This is a genomic window from bacterium (assembly GCA_021372615.1).
Classification (GTDB): Bacteria; Armatimonadota; Zipacnadia; order Zipacnadales; family UBA11051; genus JAJFUB01.
The window spans coordinates 1-19768 of record JAJFUB010000014.1 but is presented as its reverse complement, the minus strand read 5'-3'; the positions used below and the strand labels follow the sequence as shown (position 1 = coordinate 19768).

The 19768-nt window shown below is 69.3% G+C and carries 15 protein-coding genes; 1 reads left to right on the top strand and 14 read right to left on the bottom strand.

All coding sequences use genetic code 11. The features are described from left to right. The 14 genes from LLH23_01830 to purH all read right to left on the bottom strand — a co-directional run bounded on the left by LLH23_01830 (window position 1) and on the right by purH (window position 17053). A complete protein-coding gene (locus LLH23_01830; protein MCE5237215.1) occupies window positions 1–714 on the bottom strand; it encodes a hypothetical protein in 714 nt (237 codons plus the stop codon). 31 nt (window positions 715–745) lie between these two features. Next, window positions 746–1861, bottom strand: a complete 1116-nt coding sequence (locus tag LLH23_01825; protein MCE5237214.1) for a formylglycine-generating enzyme family protein — start codon at window positions 1859–1861, stop codon at window positions 746–748. Next, window positions 1825–2235 carry a hypothetical protein gene (locus LLH23_01820; protein MCE5237213.1) on the bottom strand — a complete coding sequence of 137 codons (411 nt, stop codon included), beginning with the start codon at window positions 2233–2235 and terminating at the stop codon, window positions 1825–1827. The genes LLH23_01825 and LLH23_01820 overlap by 37 nt, the downstream gene beginning before the upstream one ends. 76 nt (window positions 2236–2311) lie before the next feature. After that, window positions 2312–2977 (bottom strand): PspA/IM30 family protein, encoded by a 666-nt coding sequence (locus LLH23_01815; GenBank protein MCE5237212.1) that lies wholly within the window; start codon window positions 2975–2977, stop codon window positions 2312–2314. A gap of 21 nt (window positions 2978–2998) precedes the next feature. Then, entirely contained in the window at window positions 2999–4573 is a 1575-nt protein-coding gene (locus LLH23_01810) for an ankyrin repeat domain-containing protein (GenBank protein MCE5237211.1), read from the bottom strand. Between the two features lie 8 nt (window positions 4574–4581). Then, entirely contained in the window at window positions 4582–5841 is a 1260-nt protein-coding gene (locus LLH23_01805) for an ankyrin repeat domain-containing protein (protein ID MCE5237210.1), read from the bottom strand. Between the two features lie 161 nt (window positions 5842–6002). Beyond that, window positions 6003–7223: a hypothetical protein gene (locus LLH23_01800; GenBank protein MCE5237209.1), complete on the bottom strand. Its 1221-nt coding sequence runs from the start codon at window positions 7221–7223 to the stop codon at window positions 6003–6005. Window positions 7224–7244: 21 nt separating this feature from the next. Next, window positions 7245–10637: a carboxypeptidase-like regulatory domain-containing protein gene (locus LLH23_01795; protein MCE5237208.1), complete on the bottom strand. Its 3393-nt coding sequence runs from the start codon at window positions 10635–10637 to the stop codon at window positions 7245–7247. A gap of 49 nt (window positions 10638–10686) precedes the next feature. After that, entirely contained in the window at window positions 10687–11970 is a 1284-nt protein-coding gene (locus LLH23_01790) for a DUF2029 domain-containing protein (protein MCE5237207.1), read from the bottom strand. A 71-nt stretch (window positions 11971–12041) separates the two neighbouring features. Then, window positions 12042–13313, bottom strand: coding sequence for a serine hydroxymethyltransferase (locus LLH23_01785; protein MCE5237206.1), 1272 nt, complete (start codon window positions 13311–13313; stop codon window positions 12042–12044). Between the two features lie 191 nt (window positions 13314–13504). Beyond that, the gene (locus LLH23_01780; protein ID MCE5237205.1) at window positions 13505–13891 is read right to left on the bottom strand and encodes a four helix bundle protein; all 387 of its coding nucleotides are present in this window, start codon (window positions 13889–13891) and stop codon (window positions 13505–13507) included. 60 nt (window positions 13892–13951) lie between these two features. Continuing rightward, window positions 13952–14158, bottom strand: a complete 207-nt coding sequence (locus tag LLH23_01775; protein ID MCE5237204.1) for a hypothetical protein — start codon at window positions 14156–14158, stop codon at window positions 13952–13954. Window positions 14159–14278: 120 nt separating this feature from the next. Beyond that, on the bottom strand, window positions 14279–15319 hold the full coding sequence (locus LLH23_01770) for a hypothetical protein (protein MCE5237203.1): 1041 nt from the start codon (window positions 15317–15319) through the stop codon (window positions 14279–14281). 93 nt (window positions 15320–15412) lie between these two features. After that, window positions 15413–17053 carry a bifunctional phosphoribosylaminoimidazolecarboxamide formyltransferase/IMP cyclohydrolase gene (purH, locus tag LLH23_01765; protein ID MCE5237202.1) on the bottom strand — a complete coding sequence of 547 codons (1641 nt, stop codon included), beginning with the start codon at window positions 17051–17053 and terminating at the stop codon, window positions 15413–15415. Between the two features lie 222 nt (window positions 17054–17275). On the opposite strand from purH, the gene LLH23_01760 reads away from it, so the two are divergent. Further along, a complete protein-coding gene (locus LLH23_01760; protein MCE5237201.1) occupies window positions 17276–19711 on the top strand; it encodes a hypothetical protein in 2436 nt (811 codons plus the stop codon). Window positions 19712–19768: the final 57 nt, after the last annotated feature.

Sequence of the window (19768 nt, the reverse complement as noted above, 5' to 3'; positions counted from 1 at the left end):
TTAGCGGGGGCGCGTCACCTCGATCCGGCCCAGCAGTAGCGCCCCGTCGCGGGCTGTCACTCCCACCGCGCCCGGCAGCGGCGCCGTCGTGTGGAAGTCCAACTCCAGGCGGCCATTGAGCCGCACCTGTACGTGGTTGTCCTGCACTGCCAGCGCGAGCACCGGCGCTGCGTCATCCATCCCGCTATGCCAGACGTTGGCCGGGGGGAACAGCGGCGTCTCGGCATCGGCGCCGAACACCGTCAGTTCGTACTTCGCATAGCGGACGCGGAGGCCCTGGCGCTGCGCCTCTCCGGGTTGCTGTATGCCGCAACACAGCTCCAGGACCTGGGTGGGGATGATCTTCTCGGGCGGCGGCCCCAGGAAGGGGATCAGCGGCGGCCGGGGGGGAACATAGGGGGCCTCGGGGTCCCCCGGCCCCGCCACCGCCAGCGCGATGCTGTCGGTGCGGAACGTCCCCGGGACGAGCGCGGTGCCTGTCAGCAGTACCTGGGAGCCCCGGCACGACAGCTTGCCATCCACGGGCAGCAGGGGCGGGCGGCCATGACCGGACTGCCAACGGTGCGGCAGGTCCATCTCGGCCTGCATGGCCCGTTGCCAGTCGGCCGCGCGCACGCGTTCGGACCGCAGCGTGGACGGGATGCTCTCGCCGATCATCCACAGCGGGAGCACGACCACCCACGCCAGGCCCAGGAACGCTGCCATCGCTCGCATGGCTGCCGACATCTGCTACGCTCCGTCTGCTTCAGTGGGCCAGGCTGCGCACGCAGCGGATGCCCACGGGCTTGCCTTCCCCCGACAGGGGCACCCCCACCCGCGCCGCACAACGGCCCTCGTCCACCGATCCCCAGTAGCTGCTGCCCTTCACTACGCGCTGCGTCTCGTCGAGCACGGGCTGCGGATTGCCCGGGAAGGTGCGGTACACGTCGCTGGTCCATTCGGCCGCATTGCCGGTCATGTCCCGCACGCCATAGAGGCTGCGGTCATCGTCCATCGAGCCGGCGATGGTGGGCATGTGCCACCAGCCGCAGGCCACACGGTCCCGCTCGATGTCGCCAAACGGGTAGGTGCGCAGCGTATCGCCACGTGCGGCCCGCACCCATTCCGCCTCCGTGGGCAGGCGCTTGCCGGCCCACGCGGCGTAGGCCTCCGCCTGGGCGAAGGGGACGCCCACGACGGGGCGCCAGGCGATGGCTGCCGTTGGGGGCCGGCCGCCCCACGCCTTCGGCATCTCGCCCCCGGTCGCCTGGAGGAACCGGTAGAACTGCTCGTTGGTCACTTCCGTCCTGTCCATCTCGAAGGCGGCCACCTTCGCCCGGTGGCGTGGCAGTTCATTGCCCTGGGTGCCGAAGTCGTACTCGTCGCTCCCCAGGATCACTGCTCCGGCCGGTATGGCCACCATGCCCTGGTCCGGCCTGCGGCATCCGCCTCGGTCGCCGGCCATCAGGATGAAGGGGTTCACGTCGTAGCTCGTCGGCAGGTCCGGCGCCTCGGCCATCTCCTTCTCCCAGGGCTTCTGCTCCGGCTTGGTCTCGACGTCCACCATCACATTCTGCCAGGCCACCAGGCACAGCACCAGGAGCGCGACATAGGCCAGCGCCGCCGCCGCGAGGGGCCGCCGCGTGCGCACCGGATGCACCGGGAAGTCCAGCAGCCACTGCTTGCCGAGCACGAGACCGCGCGCCCCCAGTCGCTGCCCGGTGGCCACTGCCTGATGGCACCAGGGCGGCAGCGTCCGGTAGCGCTCCCGGGCCCACTGCAGCCCGCGCAGCGCCGCGGGGCGGTAGCGTTCCACTAACAGCGCCCCCCAGGCCGCCAGCCGACCTACGACCTGGTCATACGCTTGGCCCGCTCGAGCCACTTGCCGGCCTCCTTGTAGTCTCCCATCTCCCGCGAGCGGTTCGCCATCTGCATGTACCGGACAATCACCACGGCCGGGTCATCGCGCAACTCCGAGGCCGCCAGGTAGGCCTCCTCGGCTTCCTCGGGCATGTCCTCAGCCAGTAGCCTGTCCGCGTCGGCCAGTAGCTCCGCGAAACGCTCGTGGCGCTTCAGTTCACGCCAGGCACGCTGGATCGCGATGGTCTCGATGAGGTCGGTGGCTGACATCGCCAGGAGCGCAAACAGCACCAGTCCCGGCACGTATAGCCACGGACTGAGCGCTCTCCCGGCGTAGAGTGTGACGATGGCGACTGCCAGCGCCAGCACGACATGGACTCCTCGGCTGGCCAGCATGTGGCCCCTCCCGTGATGGTGCGCATTGGCGCGCCTGGTAACCGCCCGCCCCCCGGGGGCGCGATGAATCGCGCCGCTACGGCTTCTGCTCCGCCCGACGCAGTTGCGCCAGGCGCTGCTCGATCTCCGCCAGGTGCCGGTCCACGACGCGCAGCTTGGCCTGCATGGGATCGAGTTCCATCAGCTCCCGCGTTCCCACCTCGGCCGCCCAGCGGTCCATGGCTTGGTCCAGCTCATCAAACTTCCCGGTGCGCCAGGGGTCGGCCAACTGCTCCTGCACCCCCTGGACGGTCTGGGCCGCCTCCAGCGAACCCTCGCGGAGCCGCAGTTCCGTCAGTCGTAGCCGCGCCTCCGTCAGTCGCGTCTCGAGCGGCTGGACCCGCGCATACAGATCGGTGGCACGCTCCTGCAGGGCCTTGATGGTCGGCTGCAGGTCCTCGGCCGCCTGCCGCAGCGCGGCCTCCTGCTTGACCGCCTCGGCCGCCAGGTCGTCGCGCTCCTTGCCCAGCGCCACCGTCGCCCGTCGCGCCCACTCCTCGGCCTCGGTCCGGGTCCGCTCGCGGGTGCGCTCCAGGCGCTTGGCCTCGGCCGACGCGTGCGCGGCCGCAAGCTTGGCCTCGTTCACCGCGGTCGCGATGTCAGCGACGATGGCCGCCACGCGCTTCCCGGTGTCGGTCGAGCGCCCGCGGCGGGCGTGGAGCCACGAGCGGACGATCGTCCGCAGGCGTTGTGCAAAGGTCATCGGTATGTCTCACCTGGTGCGTCAGTTATCCGGCGGCGCTCCGTGGGCGACCAGGAGCGCCCTGATCTCCGGCTGGTGTGTGTACTCCGTCATCGTCGTGATCGTGCGGTAGGGGTGCGCGCGCACGTCCGCGCCACGGTCCACCAGCAGCTTCACCGTCGCGAGGTCGCCCGGCGCCAGCGCCTGCCACAGGGGCGTCTCACCGTCGTCCTTCGTCCGCGCGTCCACCAGCGCGCCCCGGTCCAGCAGCATCTTCGCCACGTCCGCATAGCCCTGCTCCGCCGCGATGTGCAGCGGCGTGCGCCCCCGGCGGTCCCGGGCGTTCACGTCGGCCCCGCGCACGATCAGCAGCTTGGCCACCTCCGGGTGCCGCTTGTCGAGAGCCAGGTGCAGCGCTGTCTTGCCGGGCCCGGCGTCCCGCGCGTCCGGGCTCGCCCCGGCGTCCAGCAGCAGTCTCGTGGTCTCGGGCTTCTCCTGCCACTCCACGGCTTGGTGCAGGGGCGTGCGGCCGTCCGGGCCCGTCCAGTTCGGGTCGGCCCCCTGACCGATCAGCCCCCGGACGGTGTCCGTGTCGCGATGGCCGGCAGCGTCGTAGAGGCGCTGCCCCAGGGCCGGGTCAAGGGTCCGGCGGGTCTGCTGCTGTCCCCCGAGCAGAGCCGCCAGTTGCGGCCGGGCCGACGCGGCCACGACTTGCGCCGGCCGCCTCCCCTGGTCGTCCCGCGCCTGCAGCGACGCCCCCTGCTCGATCAGCAGCCGCGCCATTTCCAGTTGAGCGTTCGCCGCCGCCACGTGCAGCGGCGTCGCCCCGCCGGGTCCCCCGGCGTTGACATCGGCGCCGGCCTGCAGCAGCGCCCGGGCCGTGACCGTGTGCCAGGTCCGCGCGCACACGTGCAGCGGGGTCTCTCCCTGCCCATTGCGCGCGTTCACCTGTGCTCCGGCCTGCAGCAGGTACTTGATGACCTCCTCGGACGGTTCGCGGGCCGCGACATGCAGGGGCGTGTTGCCCTCGTGGTCGGCGCCGTTGGCGTCCGCCTTGCCCCCCAGCAACGCGAGCACCGTGTCGGCGCTGGCCGCAAACGCCGCCAGGTGGAGCCCCGTCTGTCCCTGGCTGTTGGCGGCGCGCGCGTTGGCGCCCTTGCTGACCAGGAGCGTGACCATCTGCGCCCCGGCGACCTGTGCCGCCGCCAGCAGCGGCGTGTTGCCCTGGCTGTCCACCGCCTCCAGATCGGCGCCGGCCTCGATCAGGTCCTCGGCCAGGAAGAAGATGGGGTGCTGGGCCATCAGCGGCGTCCCCCGCAGGCCGTAGGCCTCGTAGTCGCCGTCCGGGCGCCACACGCCATCGGGCCCGCTGCGCGCGGTCACCAGGTGCAAAGGCGTGCGTCCCGACTCGTCCCTTTCCTTGAGGACATGCCCGATCCGGGCCAGCTCGGCCGCTCTGGTGTAGTTCGATCGGCTGAGTGCCGCTGCGAAGGCCTTGATGTCCTCCCCGCTCTCGGGGCCGACGAGGGGCATGACCGGCTGGCTCGCGCGTGGGCGCGGTCGGCAGCCGGACAGCGCCAGCGCCGCGACCAGGAGCAGGCCCACGCAGCATCTCACTCGTCGCCTCATGGCTTCCCCCCGCGGGCCGCCAGCGCCGCGACCGTCTCGTCGAAGCCCTTCGTGCGCGCCCAGTACAGCGGCGTCAGGCCCTGCCCATCGCGCGCGTTCACCTGCGCCCCGCGCTCCAGCAGCGCCTGCACGATGTCCGTGTAGCCGCGCCGGGCAGCTTCATGCAAGACCATGGTCCGAGAGGTGGGGGAGAGTATCCGGTTGGGGTTGGCGCCGGCCTGCAGCAGCTTGGTCACGACCTCGGCGCGCCCGCTCTCGACCCCTGCCTGCAGGGGTGTGCTTCCCGCCCGGTCGGTCACGTCAGCCCGAGCCCCGTGACGCAGCAGCAGCGCCACGATCTCCGGGTCCCCTGCCCCCGCCGCCGCGAAGAGCGCCGTGTCGCCGTTGTGGTCAGTCGCGTTCACCTGGGCGCCGGCGTCCAGCAACGCCTGGGCCGTCTCCGGTTGGTCTCCCGCGGCGGCGGCCACAAGTGGCGTCGCCCCCTGCACGTTGGGGGCATTCACCGGCGCCCTCGCCGCGAGCAGCAGCTTGACCAGGTCCGTGCGGCCGTAGAATGCCGCTTCGTGCAGGGGTGTCCCCAGCGCGTCCGCATCGGCCGCGCAGGCAGCCACGCGAGCGCCGTGGGCCAGGAGCAGTTGCGCCATGTCGGCGTAGCCGTTGCCGGCCGCCTCGTGCAGCGGCGTGTTGCCGGCGGCATCACAGGCGTTCACATCCGCCTTGCGGTCCAGCAGCAGGCGGGCGATGGCCAGGCGGTTGTAGCAGGCGGCCAGATGCAGGGGAGTGGTCTTGCTGAAAGCGATATCGCCGCCGTTGGGGTCGGCGCCCTTGTCCAGTAGCAGGGCCACGATCGCCTCGGAGCCCCCCAGGGCCGCCCAGTGCAGCGGGCGCACCCCCTCCTTGCTGCGGAGGTTCACATCGGCCCCGGCGGCGACCAGCAGTTGGGCGGTGCGCTCGCGGCCGTGGGCCGCGGCCCAGTGCAGCGGGCTGAGGCCTTCGCGATCGGTCGCATTGACGTCGGCGCCGCGTTGCAGGAGCAGAGTGACGACAGCGGTCTGGTCGGCGCAGGCTGCGTGGTGGAGGGCCGTCATCTGCCACGAGCGGTCGGCGGCGCCCACCTCGGTCTCGCGCAGGAAGAAGCGCACCGCCCGCACATCACCGGCGCGGGCGGCATGAAAGATCGTCGGCTCGGTCGGTCTGACCGCACAGCCGGCGAGGCACACTGAGATGAAGAGCAGCGGGAGACAACGCCCCTGCATTTTGCCCGGATCCCCCTGGGCAGTGACTACTTCACGACCGGCACCGTCGTCTCGCCCACGACGGTTCCCGCCAGCGGGCCGAGGTCATATGACATGCGCAGCGTATAGCTGCCGGGTGCAGCTGCGGAGGGGACTCGCACGGAGCCCGAGATGGAGTTCCCTCACCCAAAGGTCATGGCGCCGCTGAACAGCACCTTGCCGGCCGGGTCCAGCAGCGCCATCCGCGGCGGCACCTGGGTGGGATAGTTCTCCTCCGCGTTGCCCGTGTTGCACCCCGTCAGCTTCAGCCCCGTGGCTGTCACAGCATCCACTTCGCAGCGCAACTCCGCCCCGGGCGCGGCGCTCTTGAGCGCCTCGCCGTTCGGGCCTTCCAGACTCCAGCGCGGAACCAGCTTGAGCTTCCCTATCATCTCGACGCTGGCCGGTCCGCCGATCCGGACCGGGAAGCTGACGCCCTTCCCCGTCCGCTCGAAGTTGTAGTACATGTTCTTGCCGTTGGCCCCGCGCACTCCCACCGACAGGCTCTCGATGCTGTAGTCGCCTGTGCGCATCTTCACCGGCTGGCTGAGACTCTGCAGCAGGATCGCGCCACCGCCCTGTCGCTGGACGGAGGCCAGCAGCTTGACCGGCGGCGTCTTGAGTGCCGCGAGGGCGAAGCGGACGGGCACCTCACCGGCAGGCTGTACCGTCAGGGCGAGGCTCTGGAACGACGCACCGAGGGTGGGCTGCACGAGGCGGTCGGCGATGTCCACCGACGACGCCACAAAGAGCCGCTCGCCCGGCCCGTCGAGCTTGCCGTCATTGTTCAGGTCCACGGTGAGCGTGTCCGTGCCCTCATCGAGCACGAGGTTGGCATTCGTATCCGCCGCGAAGAGACGATGGGCCCCGCCGCCGCACACGACCTCACCGGCGGCATAGCCGCGCAGCGCCATGGCGATCATCCCGGGGATGGCGCTGAGGCGGAAGGCGACCGTGCGCTTGACGGGTTGCTGCAGCTCCGCCACCCACACCTGCTGCGTGGGTGGAGCGAACCCGGGGGGACGCTGTGCGTCGGTCGCGACCGCCGCGGCCTCTTCGGGTGTGCATGTCCCATCGCCATTGCTGTCCACGAGCAGCGACGTGTCCTGAACGCCCTCGACCAGCACCACCTTCAGCGGGACGACAGCGCCCTTCGTGCCGCTGAACTTGAAGGTCGCCTCGAGTTGCTTGCCGCCGCCGACCTGCTGCGGCGCCCCCAGCGCCACTGCCTGCTGCCCGTACAGCGGCGTGCCCAGGGCGGCCCACTCGTCCACGAACTGCAGGGGCGTCGGCGCCGCCGCTGCCGCAACGTGCGAGCTGGCCGTGACCACACATAACGCTAACAGCCCGAAAGCCGGACGCATCATAGCCTCCCTGTGCCTATCCTAATCCAGGCTGTCGTCTTCCGCAAGCCATGAACGACCCATGCCGTCGGATTGCAGCAGCGCCGTCGTCCGCTCCGCCTCGCTCTGCCACAGGCGGCCGGCGACAGCAAGCATCCCGGCGGTCCACCCGTCCCGCTTCTTCACGTCCGGGTCCAGCGGCATCTGCCGCACCAGCTCCAGCCCCCACTGCGGGTCAATCGCCGCCGCCGCGGAGACGATGCTCCGCTGCGTGTAGGCTTCCTCCTGGCGCCAGTCGCCCACGCGCTTGAGGGCCAACTCCAGAATGTGCCGCCCCAGAACCGGGTCGCACGTTCCCAGGCGCGAGGCCAACTGGACCTGCGTGCGCGCGCTTTCGGAAACAGGGCGCGGCCCATAGTCGGCGTTGGGGGCGTGCGCGGCGACGCCGCGCCAGACGATCTCTCGGTACTCCTCACAGCCCAGCCGCTGCGCGACGAGCCCCAGGCACAACAAGCCTGTCACGTTCTCCTGCATCGGGTAGCCACGCATGTCGCCGCCCTGCAACAGCGCCTCGGCGGCCTCCGTCAGCAGCCCCGGTGCCTGCTCGCGCGGGAGCAACTGCGCCAGCTTCGCCAGTGCCCGGGCCTTCGCGTAGGCGCTCTTGAGCTGCCGCGCCTCGGCCAGCGCCAGGTCGCGCTGGGCCGCCGGGAAGGCCGCCAGGCATTCGGGCATCTCCTGTTCCCGGTACCAGTCCTGCTTGAGGCCCTTGAGCAGGGCCACAGCGCGCTTCGGGTCGCGGCCGGCCAGGCACGGCGCCAGTTTGGCCGTGTAGCGCTGCAGGTCGTTGTCATCGGCGATGGGCTTGAGCAGCTCCAGCGCCGCCGCCGGGTCCTGTCCCACGATGATCTGGGCCGCCATGGTCCGGGCATAGGCATCGCGCTCGGAGACGCCGAGGGTCTGGGCCCGCAGCAGCAACCCGGGGATCAGCGCCTCGGCCTGCGCCGGGTCGTACCGCTGTAGCCACCGCAGCGCGAGGGCCCATCCCGAGACGCTCTCGCTGCCGCGCTGGCGCCGGGCGCTCTCGAGCAGCGCCTCACCGATCCTCGCCCCCATCTCCGGCGCGACCCGGCCGAGGTGCCACCCATGGGCATACATGATGCTCTGCTGCACCTGCTCGGGATCGAGGGCCTGCAACATCAGCTTCGCATCCTGCGGCGCATCGCACAGGTGCTGCATGGCCACGACGGCCCGCACGCCGTCATCTTTGTCGCCGTGGGCGGCCGCAGTCTGCAGCGCCAACTGCGGGTCGCGCTTGGCCAGCGCCAGCAGCAGCCGCCAGCGATCCCAGGTGTCTCCGCCCTTCGTCTTCTCCAGTGCCTCGAGGATCAGGTCCTGCGCCTGCTGGGCCGCTTGGGGAGATGGCTCACCAGCACCGGCGGCCTCACCCCCTCCACCAGTAGCGCGGGCGGCCTCGCCCGCGTTGTACCTCAGCGGCCGCGCCGCCGGCGCCTGCAGCACCACGTCCTCCTGCCCCGTCTTGGCTATCTGCGCCGTGCAGCGCAGCCCGCCGCTGTGCACGAAGAGGCACACCGGCCCCTCCATCAGCCCCGCCAGTCGGAAGCTCCCGTCTGCCCCGGTGGTCGCTGACGCGGGTTGGGGCGCTTCCATAGAGCAGACGACGATCATCCCCGCAGCCGGCTTCCCCGCGGCGTCCACGACCTTCCCCGCCACGAGGCCCCGGTTGCGCGTCAGTGTGATGACCCCGCAGTCATGCGTCTGCCCGGCCACGGCGGTCCACTTCGGGGTGCCCATGGGCCAGCAGCCGGGCGCCTCGATCTCGAAGTTGTAGCCGTTGCCCGGCGTCAGACGCACCGCCGTGATGCATCCTGTCGCATCCGCCGGCGGAGCGGCACGGTTCCTGCCGTACTGGTTCGTCTGCTCGTAGACCTGCACGGCCGCATCGGTGATCGGCCGCCCGTCCTGGTCGCGGAGCGTCACCGTCATGGCGCACATGAGCCCGGGCCGCAGCACCAGCTTCACCGGCCCTTGCTGCTTGGCAACATCCACCTGCGCGGGCTCCGAGGCCAGGTCGTCCTTCGTCGCCGACACGACGAGCGTGTCGCCCGTCAGCCCCTTGAGCGTGTAGCTGCCCGTGGCATCGGTGGCCAGGTCGCTGCGCGCGAAGGGAGGCAGGGCATCGTCACCGGACTGCTGGTAGTTGAGCTTCGCTCCCGCCACCGGCTGTCCCGCCTCATCCACCACCTGCACCGACACTCTGAACGCCGGCTGCAGCACGATGTCTCCTACGTCGAGCCCCGGCGCGGCCAGCGTGTACTGCTTGGGGCTCCGGTAGTCGGAGGAGCGGTAGTTGGAGTCACGGTCATAGGCGTACGCGGTGACTGTGCCCGGCAGACACTGCACACGGAACGTCCCGTCCGGGCCGGTCTGGGCCCCGGACGAGCCGACACTGACCCCGATGTTGGCGAGGCCCTTCTTGGTGTCTGCCCCCACCACGCGCCCCTTGACCGGCAGCAGCTTCTCGACGGTCAGCTTCATCTCGGCGGTCTGGCCTGAGGTGACGGTCGCCTTGCCCTCGCGCGCGCCGTAACCGACCCCGGACGGCGCGGTGACACGGAACTGGTAGTCCGCCGGCGGCAACTCCGGGAGCGAGAACTGCCCCTGCGCCTGCGTCTGGCAGACGCTGTTGTAGTACGAGTGGGTGTTGCCGCCCGGTGGGCCAGTGCCGTAGACGGACACAGTCCAGCCAGCCAGTGGGACAGCAGGATCGGTGCAGACCAACTGCCCCCGCAGGCTTCCGGCCCGTGTGAGCCTCACCGGCGTCACCTGTTTCTCGAAGGTGATCCGCGCCTCCCCGTAGCCGGGAGCGCTGATCGCCAGCGTAGGCCGTACGCCGGTGGCCACGACCTCCAGCGCATACTGCCCGTTGGCGTCCGTCCGCACCGCGAGCACGTCTCGCAACTCGGGGGGGACCTGGCCATGCTTGTAGCTGCCCTCGCTCTGCTCATAGCACGAGTCCAGCGTCACGCGCGCTCCGGCCAGCGGCTTGCCATCGTCCCCCAGCACACTCCCCTTGATCGGCACCGTAGGCTTGAGCACGAAGCTCAGCGGCACGAGCCTCCCCCCGGAGACGAAGTCCACCGCCAGCCCCGGCTGGTAAACCATGGCCATGGAGTAGGAGACCTTCTCCGGCGCGAGCGGCCAATCGAGCGCAAAGGCCCCATCCGCCCCGGTCACCACCTGCTTCCACGGGGCGCGGAAGCTCTCGGCGTCCCGGTCGGCGATGACCAGCACATAGACGCGCACCCCGGCCAACGGCTTGCCGGCGGCATCGGAGACCTTCCCGGTCACGGGCACGGCGGCTGCGACGGAGCAGACAAGGCAGACCAGACACACGACGAGGCTGACAGCGCGCATGGAACCCCTCCCGGCGGCTGATGTCGCGGCGGCTACAGGAGACACACTCTCAATGTGTTGACACCCGTGGCGGCCCGAGGTTCCCCCGCCACGAGGCACTCAGCAGCATCCCCCACACCACGACTGTGGCCACACAGGCCGTGCCGTATAGCCGTAGTTCATCCGGCAGCAGCTCCAGCAGCGCGGCCAGCCCCAGGGCAATCAGCGCGCAGCGGCCCAGGTACGGCCCCCGTCGTCGGCGCTGCGCGCCGGTCATCGCCAGCAGCGGCAGCCACGCCGGGAACGTATACACCGCATAGCGCGCCTTCGTCTCCGGCAGCAGCAGGTACAGCGTCACCGACCACAGGGCCAGCATCACCAGCGCCGTCCAGTGCGGCCGGGCCGCGGCTCGCTTGCCCAGCCGCCAGGCGGCGATGCCGGTGAGTACCAGAATGACCAACTTGAGCGCCAGGATGAGGCGCATGACGACGGCCGGGTCGAGGGTGAGGTGGGGGAAGTGGGGGTGAGCCTGACTGAAGCCCGGCAGGTCCGCCAGGTAGCGCAGCACGGTCACATCGAGACTCTGGTTGCTGGGTAGGTAGGGGTCTACCATCGCCAGGGCGCGGCTGCTCTCACCGCCGAGGATCATGTAGCGAAAGAAGCCCGCCCACATCCCCGGCAGGTGCCCGCCGTATGGCAGCCATGCCAGCAGCCAGCCGACCAGGATGGCCGCTACGGGCAGCCACAGCACCTGCCGCCACCGGCGCAGCCCCACCGGCACGGCGAAGAGCAGCCCCGGGTACAGCTTGATGGCCGTCGGCAGCATGAGCAGCACGGCCCCGGGCAGTCCCTCGCCGGCCAGCAGGTACACCAGCCAGCAGGTCGTGAACAGCAGACTCAACTGCCCGACCTGCAGACAGTCTACCGACAGGATCATCAGGACCGCGCAAGCCCACAGCCATGTGCCCCGGTACAGCCGGCGTTGCCGCTCCAGGGCCCCGAAGACGCGCCACAGGCACCAGGCCGACACCACCAGCAGGCCGAGGTTCAGCCCCATCCACACGAGGGCTGCCCCGCGTATGCTCAGCCAGGGCATGTAGAAGAACAGGGCCGTCCCGGAGGGGGAGATGCAGCGGTGGAAGCCGGTGGCCTCGTCCCTCCGCGCGTAGAACTCGGCCGGGGCGCCTCCCCGGATGGCCTCTGCCGTGCGGTAGAAGACCGAGAAGTCCGTCTGGCCGGTCGTGGCGCGGTGCAGGAGGCTCGCGCCGGCATAGGCCACACCACACATGGCCAGCAGCACCATGAGCCTGGGCGCGATCCCTCTATGCCGCGACGGTGGCTTCGTCCGAGACATCGGTCGCCTCCGCGTCACGAACGAGAGAGCCGCCGGCGCAACCGCCGGCGGCTCCCCGGTGAGCGAGTCAACTACCTGACGTCGAGGTCCTCGTAGATCGGGAAGGCTTCGCACAGGCTGCGGACCTGGCCGCGAATGTCTTCCAGCACGGCCTCATTCGGACTGCCGTCCTCGTTGCGCCCGTCGTGGATCACGCGCGCGATCCACTGGCCGATCTGCACCATCTCGGCTTCCTTCATGCCCCGAGTGGTGGCGGCCGGCGTGCCAAAGCGGATGCCGCTGGTCTCCACGGGGTTGGCGGGGTCGCCGGGGATCAGGTTCTTGTTGGCCACGATGCCCGCCATCTCACACAGATTCGCTGCGTCGCGCCCGCTGATGTTATTGCTGCGCAGGTCCACCAGCATCAGGTGGTTGTCAGTGCCGCCCGTCACGAGCTGGAAGCCCTCATCCAGCAGCGCCTGGGCGAGGAACTGCGCGTTGCGGATGATCTGCCGCTGGTACTCGCGGAAGCCGAACTCCTGCGCCTCCTTGAAGGCCACCGCCTTGGCGGCGATGATCTGCATCAGCGGCCCCGCCTGCACGCCGGGAAAGACCGCGCGGTCGAGCTTGTCAGCCCACTTGTCCGGACACAGGATGAGCGCGCCGCGGGGCCCGCGCAGGGTCTTGTGGGTCGTCGAGGTCACCATGTCACAGTAGGGCACCGGGTCCGGATGCGAGCCGGCCGCCACCAGGCCCACGATGTGGGCGATGTCGGCGATCAGACAGGCATCCACGGCGTCGGCGATCTCGCGGAAGCGCTGGAAGTCAATGATGCGCGGGTAGGCGCTGGCGCCCGCCACGATCACCTTGGGGCGCACCGTCTTGGCGACCTCGAGAATCTGGTCGTAGTCCAGCCGGTCCGTCTCGGGGTTGAGGCCATACGAATGGCTCTCGTAGAACAGGCCCGAGAAGTTCCGGTCCAGGCCGTGGGTGAGGTGACCGCCGTGGGCGACGCTCATGCCCAGGATGCGGTCGCCCTTGTTGAGCAGGCAGTAGTACGCCGCCATGTTGGCCTGCGAGCCGGTGTGGACCTGAACATTGGCATGGTCGCACCGGAAGATGTCCTTGGCACGGTCAATGGCCAGCTGCTCGAGCCGGTCGTAGTTCTCGCAGCCGTTGTAGTAGCGCTTGCGGGGGTAGCCCTCGGCGTACTTGTTGGTGAACACCGAGCCCGCCGCGGCCATGACGGCGCGCGAGGCGTAGTTCTCGGAGGGGATAAGCATCAAGGTATACTTCTGGCGCTCCAGCTCGTCAGCCAGAATGCGAGCGATCTCGTGGTCGGCCTGGGCCAGTGTGCGGTTCATCATGATGGAGGGGCTCCTTGAGTTGTGTGCTAGGGTGCGCGTGGGCGCGTCCGTGGCGGACGCGCGCAATCAGTTGGCCCCGCGCCGGTATGGCTACCGCGCGGGGCGAATACCGCAACCGCCCCTGGCCGGAAAGGCAGGGAACTGCGAACGGGGAACCGGGAACGTCCGTCCGACGGACGGGTGAGACGTCACTGTGAGACTTCCTTCCCGTCTCCGGGGGGCCGATGCAGCGCCCTCAGGAGACCGTGCAACAGGCGGTGCGTGTCACGGATCACGACGCTGATCGGCTCCGGGTCGGCGATGAGCCCCAGGTCGTGCGCCAGGATCAACTGGGACTCCAGCTCGCACAGCGAGCCCCGGGCGAGACGCAGGGAATGCATGTACTCCTGCCGCGTGCCGCGGCCGTAGCCTTCGGCGATGCTCGAAGGGACGGAGATCGCTGCCCGCTGCATCTGGCTGGCCAGCGCATTGCGCTCGGCTCCAGGGAAGCGCAACGTGATCCCGTAGATGATCTGGACGAGGTCCCGCCCCTTCTGCCAGGCATCCAACTGCTTGAAGTCGCTGATCTCGGTCACTGCATCCTCCTGCGCGAGAGGATTCCAGTTCCCTGCTCCCAGACCCCGGTTGTCTGCCGTCTAGTGCCAGAAGTGCCGCATGCCCGTCAGGACCATGGCCAGCCCGTGCTCGTCGGCCGCCTCGATGACCTCGGCGTCGCGGATCGAGCCGCCCGGCTGGATGATCGCCACCGCGCCCGTCTGCGCCGCGGCGTCCAAGCCGTCGCGCGCGTCCTGCAGCACCGCGTGGTCCTGCCCGCCGGCGATGTTGCCACCGAGCGCGACCACGAAGTCCGGCTGGATCGGCAGGGCATCGATCTTGTCAACTTCGGGCGACCGCAGCGAGCAGCAGGCAACAGATGGCCAAGCTCGATGTGGTCCGAGGCCGGTACTTGCGCGGACGCCTGTTCACGGAGCGGGGCCGGCTCCCGAGAGCCCGTTGACGCTACACCACCAGGTCTTCCCTAACAGCGTGTAGCCCTCTGTCGGCCGAACCATCTGGCCCTTGCTCAGACCCACGTTGTACCTGACACACCGCGCAGCAACCCAACGATTGTCAGACAGGTGAAGCCAGTCCCCTACACGGCAATCAAAGCACACTGTCGTCCCCGCCATGAGCCTGCCGGCTTCGCCCTCGTCGGTCCCGGGGCCGAACCGCGCGCCAACGTCGCGATAGCCGGTCCCCGCATCAACCGTCCCCTGCCCGCTCGACGACATGTTGTCTATGAGCCCTTGCCGCTGCAGGGAGTCTGTTCGGGCATTACCCGTGTGGACCTGCCCGTCCTGCCGCCCGATCCAGGAAACTGGCACGTAGCCGTTCTTGGCCGCCGAAGTCGCGACGACCAAGGACGAAAGATCGGGTACGGGTCTGCCGGCTACAGGCGCCGCCACTCTACGAACCGCTGCCCAGCGGGACACGTGCAGATAGCTGATCTCCCCGTAGCACTTGCCCGTCGCTGCCTCCCCATATTGCCACGTCATTCGGTAGCGGAACTGCACAATGCCATAGCTGAGGTCGTTGACGGTCGCCGCTACAGTGAAGGGGCTCTCGCTACTGGACAGATGCCTCTGCAGGCACCAGCATCCGCTGAAGAAACCATCGGGTCTGGCGAGCCCAGCCTCAGGTGTTCTCGCATTGAGCAGGCCCAGAGTGACCTGCACGTTCCTAACAACCGAGCCGCCCTGCACCACGGGCTTGAACGTAACCTGCAGCGGCTTTCGCACACCCTCGAACTTGATGGCGTCCAGCCGAAGCACCGTCTGCTGGGCGAGTTCACGCTGCTCGACGCTCTCCTGGAGAGCCGTCTGTTTGCTTGCCAGGTCGCAGGCCTGCCTGGATATCTGGTTGGACTCTCGGGCGAGTGCGTTGGCCTCGTCCGCGATCCGGTTAGCCTCGCGGGCGGCGAGCCATGAGAACGCGCCGAGGAGGATGCCGAGGAACCCGACCATCACTCCGCACCACGCGATGGTCCTGTCGCTCCAGTGCTCCGTCGGCTCACGTCGTCGACCAAGCCGAACGCTTCTCGCCATCATGCCCCCCGCTCAATGCCAGAAATGCCTCATCCCCGTCAGGACCATGACCAGCCCGTGCTCGTCGGCCGCCTCGATGACCTCGGCGTCGCGGATCGAGCCGCCCGGCTGGATGATCGCCACCGCGCCTGTCTGCGCCGCGGCGTCCAGGCCGTCGCGCGCCGGGAACATCGCGTCCGACGCCAGCACCGACCCCGCCGCGCGCTGACCGGCCTTGCGGGCCGCGATGACCGAGCTGTCCACCCGGCTCATCTGCCCCGCGCCGCACCCCACGAGGCGCTTGCCCTGCACCAGCACGATGGCGTTGCTCTTGACGTGCTTGGCGATCTTGTCCGCAAACAGCAGCGACTCAAGCTGCTCGTCGGTCGGCTTCTGCTTCGTGACGACCTTCAGGTCGAGCTTGTTGACGCTCTGGGCATCCGGGGTCTGCACGACCAGACCACCGGGGATCTTCTTGATGTCGAAGTCCTTCCCGCGCCCCGCGGGGGCGAAGTCCGGCTGCACCATCACGCGCATGTTCTTGTGCTTGCGCAGCAGCTCCAGCGCCTCGGGCTCGTAGCCCGGCGCGATGATCGCCTCGACGAACGCCGCCAGGATCGTGCTCTCGAAGTCCCCGGACTCCTCGCGGTAGCGGGGGGCGATGACATCCTGCAGCATCTGGGCGTTGCCGATCATCTGCGCGGTCTGGACATCCACGACGCGGTTGACGCCGATGACGCCCCCGAAGGCCGAGATCGGGTCAGCGGCCCAGGCGTCGGCGAAAGCCTCCGCCAGCGTCGCGCCCGAAGCCGCGCCGCAGGGGTTGAGGTGCTTGACGATGATCGCGGTCGGCTCAGAGAAGTCCCGCGCCGCTTCCATGGCGGCGGTCAGATCGAGGAAGTTGTTGAAGGACAGCTCCTTCTCGCCGGAGACCTTCTCCGCCAGCGCCAGGCCCGGCTCGTGGGCGCCCAGGTGGGCGTACAGGGCCGCGGCCTGGTGGGGGTTCTCGCCGTAGCGAAGGTCGCTGCCGCGCTTGACGTACCACGGGGCCAGGTACTTGGGGAAAGTCGCTGCCTCTTCGGCGAAGGCCATCGAGAGGTACTGCGCGATGGCCGCATCGTACTGCCCGGTGTGGGCGAAGGTCTCCAGGGCCAGCTTCTGCCGCGTCTTCTCGCTCAGGGCGGCGCCGTTGGCGCGCATCTCCTCGAGCACCGCGTCGTAGTAGGCGGGGCTGCACACGACGGCGACATACTTGTGGTTCTTGGCCGCCGACCGGAGCATCGTCGGCCCGCCGATGTCAATGTTCTCGACCGCTTCCGGCAGCGTCACGCCCTCGCGCGCCACCGTCTGCTGGAAGGGGTAGAGATTGACCACCACCATGTCAATCATCTCGATGCCGAGCTGCTCCGCCTCGGCCATGTGGGTCTGCTTGTCGCGGACGGCCAGCAGCCCGCCATGCACCTTGGGGTGCAGCGTCACGACTCGGTGGTCCATGATCTCGGGAAAGCCCGTGTACTCCTCGACCGCACGGACCGGCACGCCGGCTTCGGCGAGCTGCCGGCGGGTGCCGCCGGTGGACAGTATCTCCACGCCCATCTCCACCAGGGCCCGGGCGAAATCCACGATGCCGGACTTGTCGCTCACACTCAGCAACGCTCGCTTGATCTTGCGCATGGGGGGCCTCCGGAGAGCGGACGATATGTCGTGGCAGGGGCGCTAGGCCCCGGTAGGCAACGCACACCAAAACAGCCGGCTGCTGGGGTGGCATGGCCGGCTCGCTGACGGCGGCATTATATTCCGGCAGCGAGGGATTGTCAAAGACGCCAGAGTCCCCGCGCAGGCAGGCCTGCGGCGGCCCGGCGGCGAACCGCCTCGCGTCTCTGCAGGAGGTCCACCATGGCAATCCGGATGCTGTTCGCGTCAGTCTGTTGCTGTCTGATCTCTCTGGCTGCGGCTCAGGAGCAAGCTCCCGCACCTCGGCCTCAGCCCTCCCCCGGGGTGAACCTTGCCCTCGGCAAGCCCTGCACCTTCTCTCCTGCCCCGAACTACGGGCTGTGCACCGACCCGGGCGACGCCACCGACCTCACCGATGGCGTCTACAACGGCTGTGAGTGGCGCGACAAGGGCACCGTTGGCTGGGGTGTGGGCCGCACGAAGAGCTTCACGGTGGACCTGGACCTGGGCTCCGAGCAACCCGTCGGGAAGATCACCCTCGATACCGTCACGGGCGGCGCGCAGGTCACCTTCCCCTCGGCGGCGCTGGTCTTCCTGAGCAGCGATGGCAGAGAGTACCGCTTTGTGGGCGACGTTCTGACCGAGTCCCTCCCCCAGGACAAGTTCCTGAGCCATCGCTTCGTCCTGGACGGCATCAAGGGCTGGGGCCGCTATGTGCGCTTCGTGCTGTTGCCGGGCGGGTTCTACCTGTTCTGCGATGAAATCGAGGTTCTCAAGGGCGATCACACGGCCGCCCAGGCCACCTGGGGAGACGACAGGCCCATCGCCGCCGCCGATGTCGCCGCCTACGCCCTGGACAGAAAGCCATGGGTAGACCAGAAGAACACGACCCTGGCGCTCGTGCGGCAGGCGGCGGGGGGCGTCGAGCAACTCCGCGCCATGAAGGCCCCCCCGGCTGCCTGTGACACTGCGGCGAAGGCCATCGAGCAAGCCCGGCGCGAGGCCCTTGCCACCGCGACTGTCACCCCCGCCGACTACTGGCAGGGCCCGCCGTACCGGGAGCCGGAGCGGAAGGCCTTCGCGGCGGTCGGGGCGCTGAATGATGCGATGTGGCCGGCAACGCCGGTCGTCGTCTGGCAGGACAAGCACTGGAACCGCCTCAATCCGGTGGCGGTGCCCGTCCTGGCGGGCAAGCCCGAGATTCGCGTCGAGATGATGCAGAACGAGTTCGCGTGCAGCAGCCTCAACCTCACCAGCGCGTCGGCACTGCCGCTCCAACTGACCGTCAGGCTGGCCGACTTCCGGGGCCCGCAAGTGCTCCCGGCCGCCACCGCGCAACTGGCCCAGTGCATCCACACCGAAGCCTTCGGCTACAACTACCCCGATGATGCCATCGTGCCCCTCGCCGTGGACACCCCGCCGGCTTCCGGGCCCAGGAACGGGCTGACGGCCAGACTGGCCCTCCCCGCCGGGCTCAGCAAGCGCCTCTGGCTGACCTTCAAGACCCGTGGCCTGACCCTCAAGCCCGGCGTCTACACCTCCACGCTCACCGTGAACAGCATCCAGGTTCCGGTCCGCCTCCGCGTCTCCGCCCTGCGCTTCCCCGACGCCCCGGCCATGCAGAGCAACACCTGGGGCTACTTCAACGAGAAGGTCGTGGTCGGGCGGGAACTCGAGGTGGCGCAGAACCTGCTCGACCACTACAACACCTCGCTGGTCCTCAACCACAGCTACCTGCCGTACCCGAAGCCCGACGCGCAGGGCAACTTCACCGTGCCGCTGGACTTCACGAAGATGGACCAGATGATCGAGTGGAACCCGCAGTGCCGCTTCTGGCTCCTGTGGGCGGGCTTCGAGTTCGGCTTCGACCGCCTGGGCACGGCGAAGTTCGGCGGGCCGGTGTGGGATAAGGTCTTCGAGCAGTGGGTGACGCAGATCCGCGATCACCTGGCGGAGAAGGGCATCGGCCGCGACCGCTTCGCCTGGTACTGGCGGGACGAGCCGGGGGACAAGGCATGGAGAGAGCAGTGCGTGCCTGCCAGCCAGGCCCTCAAGCGTGTGGACCCGCAGATGCTGACCTGGGAGAACCCGGTCGAGAGCGTCACCCCGGCGATGCTGGAGGAGGCCCTGCCGAGCTACGACCTCTACTGCCCGAGTATCGGGGAAGTCGCCAACACCGCGCGGGTGGAGGTGTGCCGCCGCACCAAGCTGCCGTCATGGCTCTACGCGTGCGCCAGCGAGAAGAACTCCGATCCCTGCGCCTACTACCGCTGGCTGGCCTGGAAGGCCTTCAAGCTGGGCTTCGGCGGGCTGGGGATGTGGGTGTACGTGGATGGCAACTGCGCGACGCCGAGCGACTACACCTCGGGGGTCAGCTACGCGCTGATCTACGGGTGGCCCGACCGGGTTGTGGACTCCAAGCGCTGGGAGGCCTGGCGGCAGGGGATAGCGGACGTGGAGTACCTGCGCATGCTGCGCGAGGCCGCCCCGAAGGGCAGCCCGGCAACGGCCAAGGAGGCGGAGGAGCTGTTGGCGGCGGGTGTGGACAGCGTGGTCGGGGACAGCCCCCACCAGGGCGATGTGATGCGGCCGGACGCCGCCGACGAGGTGCGGTTGCGCGTCCTGCAGTGCCTGGAGAAGCTCTCAGAGACGCGCTAGTACACGTGGTAGGTTCGTGCGCTAGCCGAGGGTACGTCGTGGGTGCCGCGGCGTGGG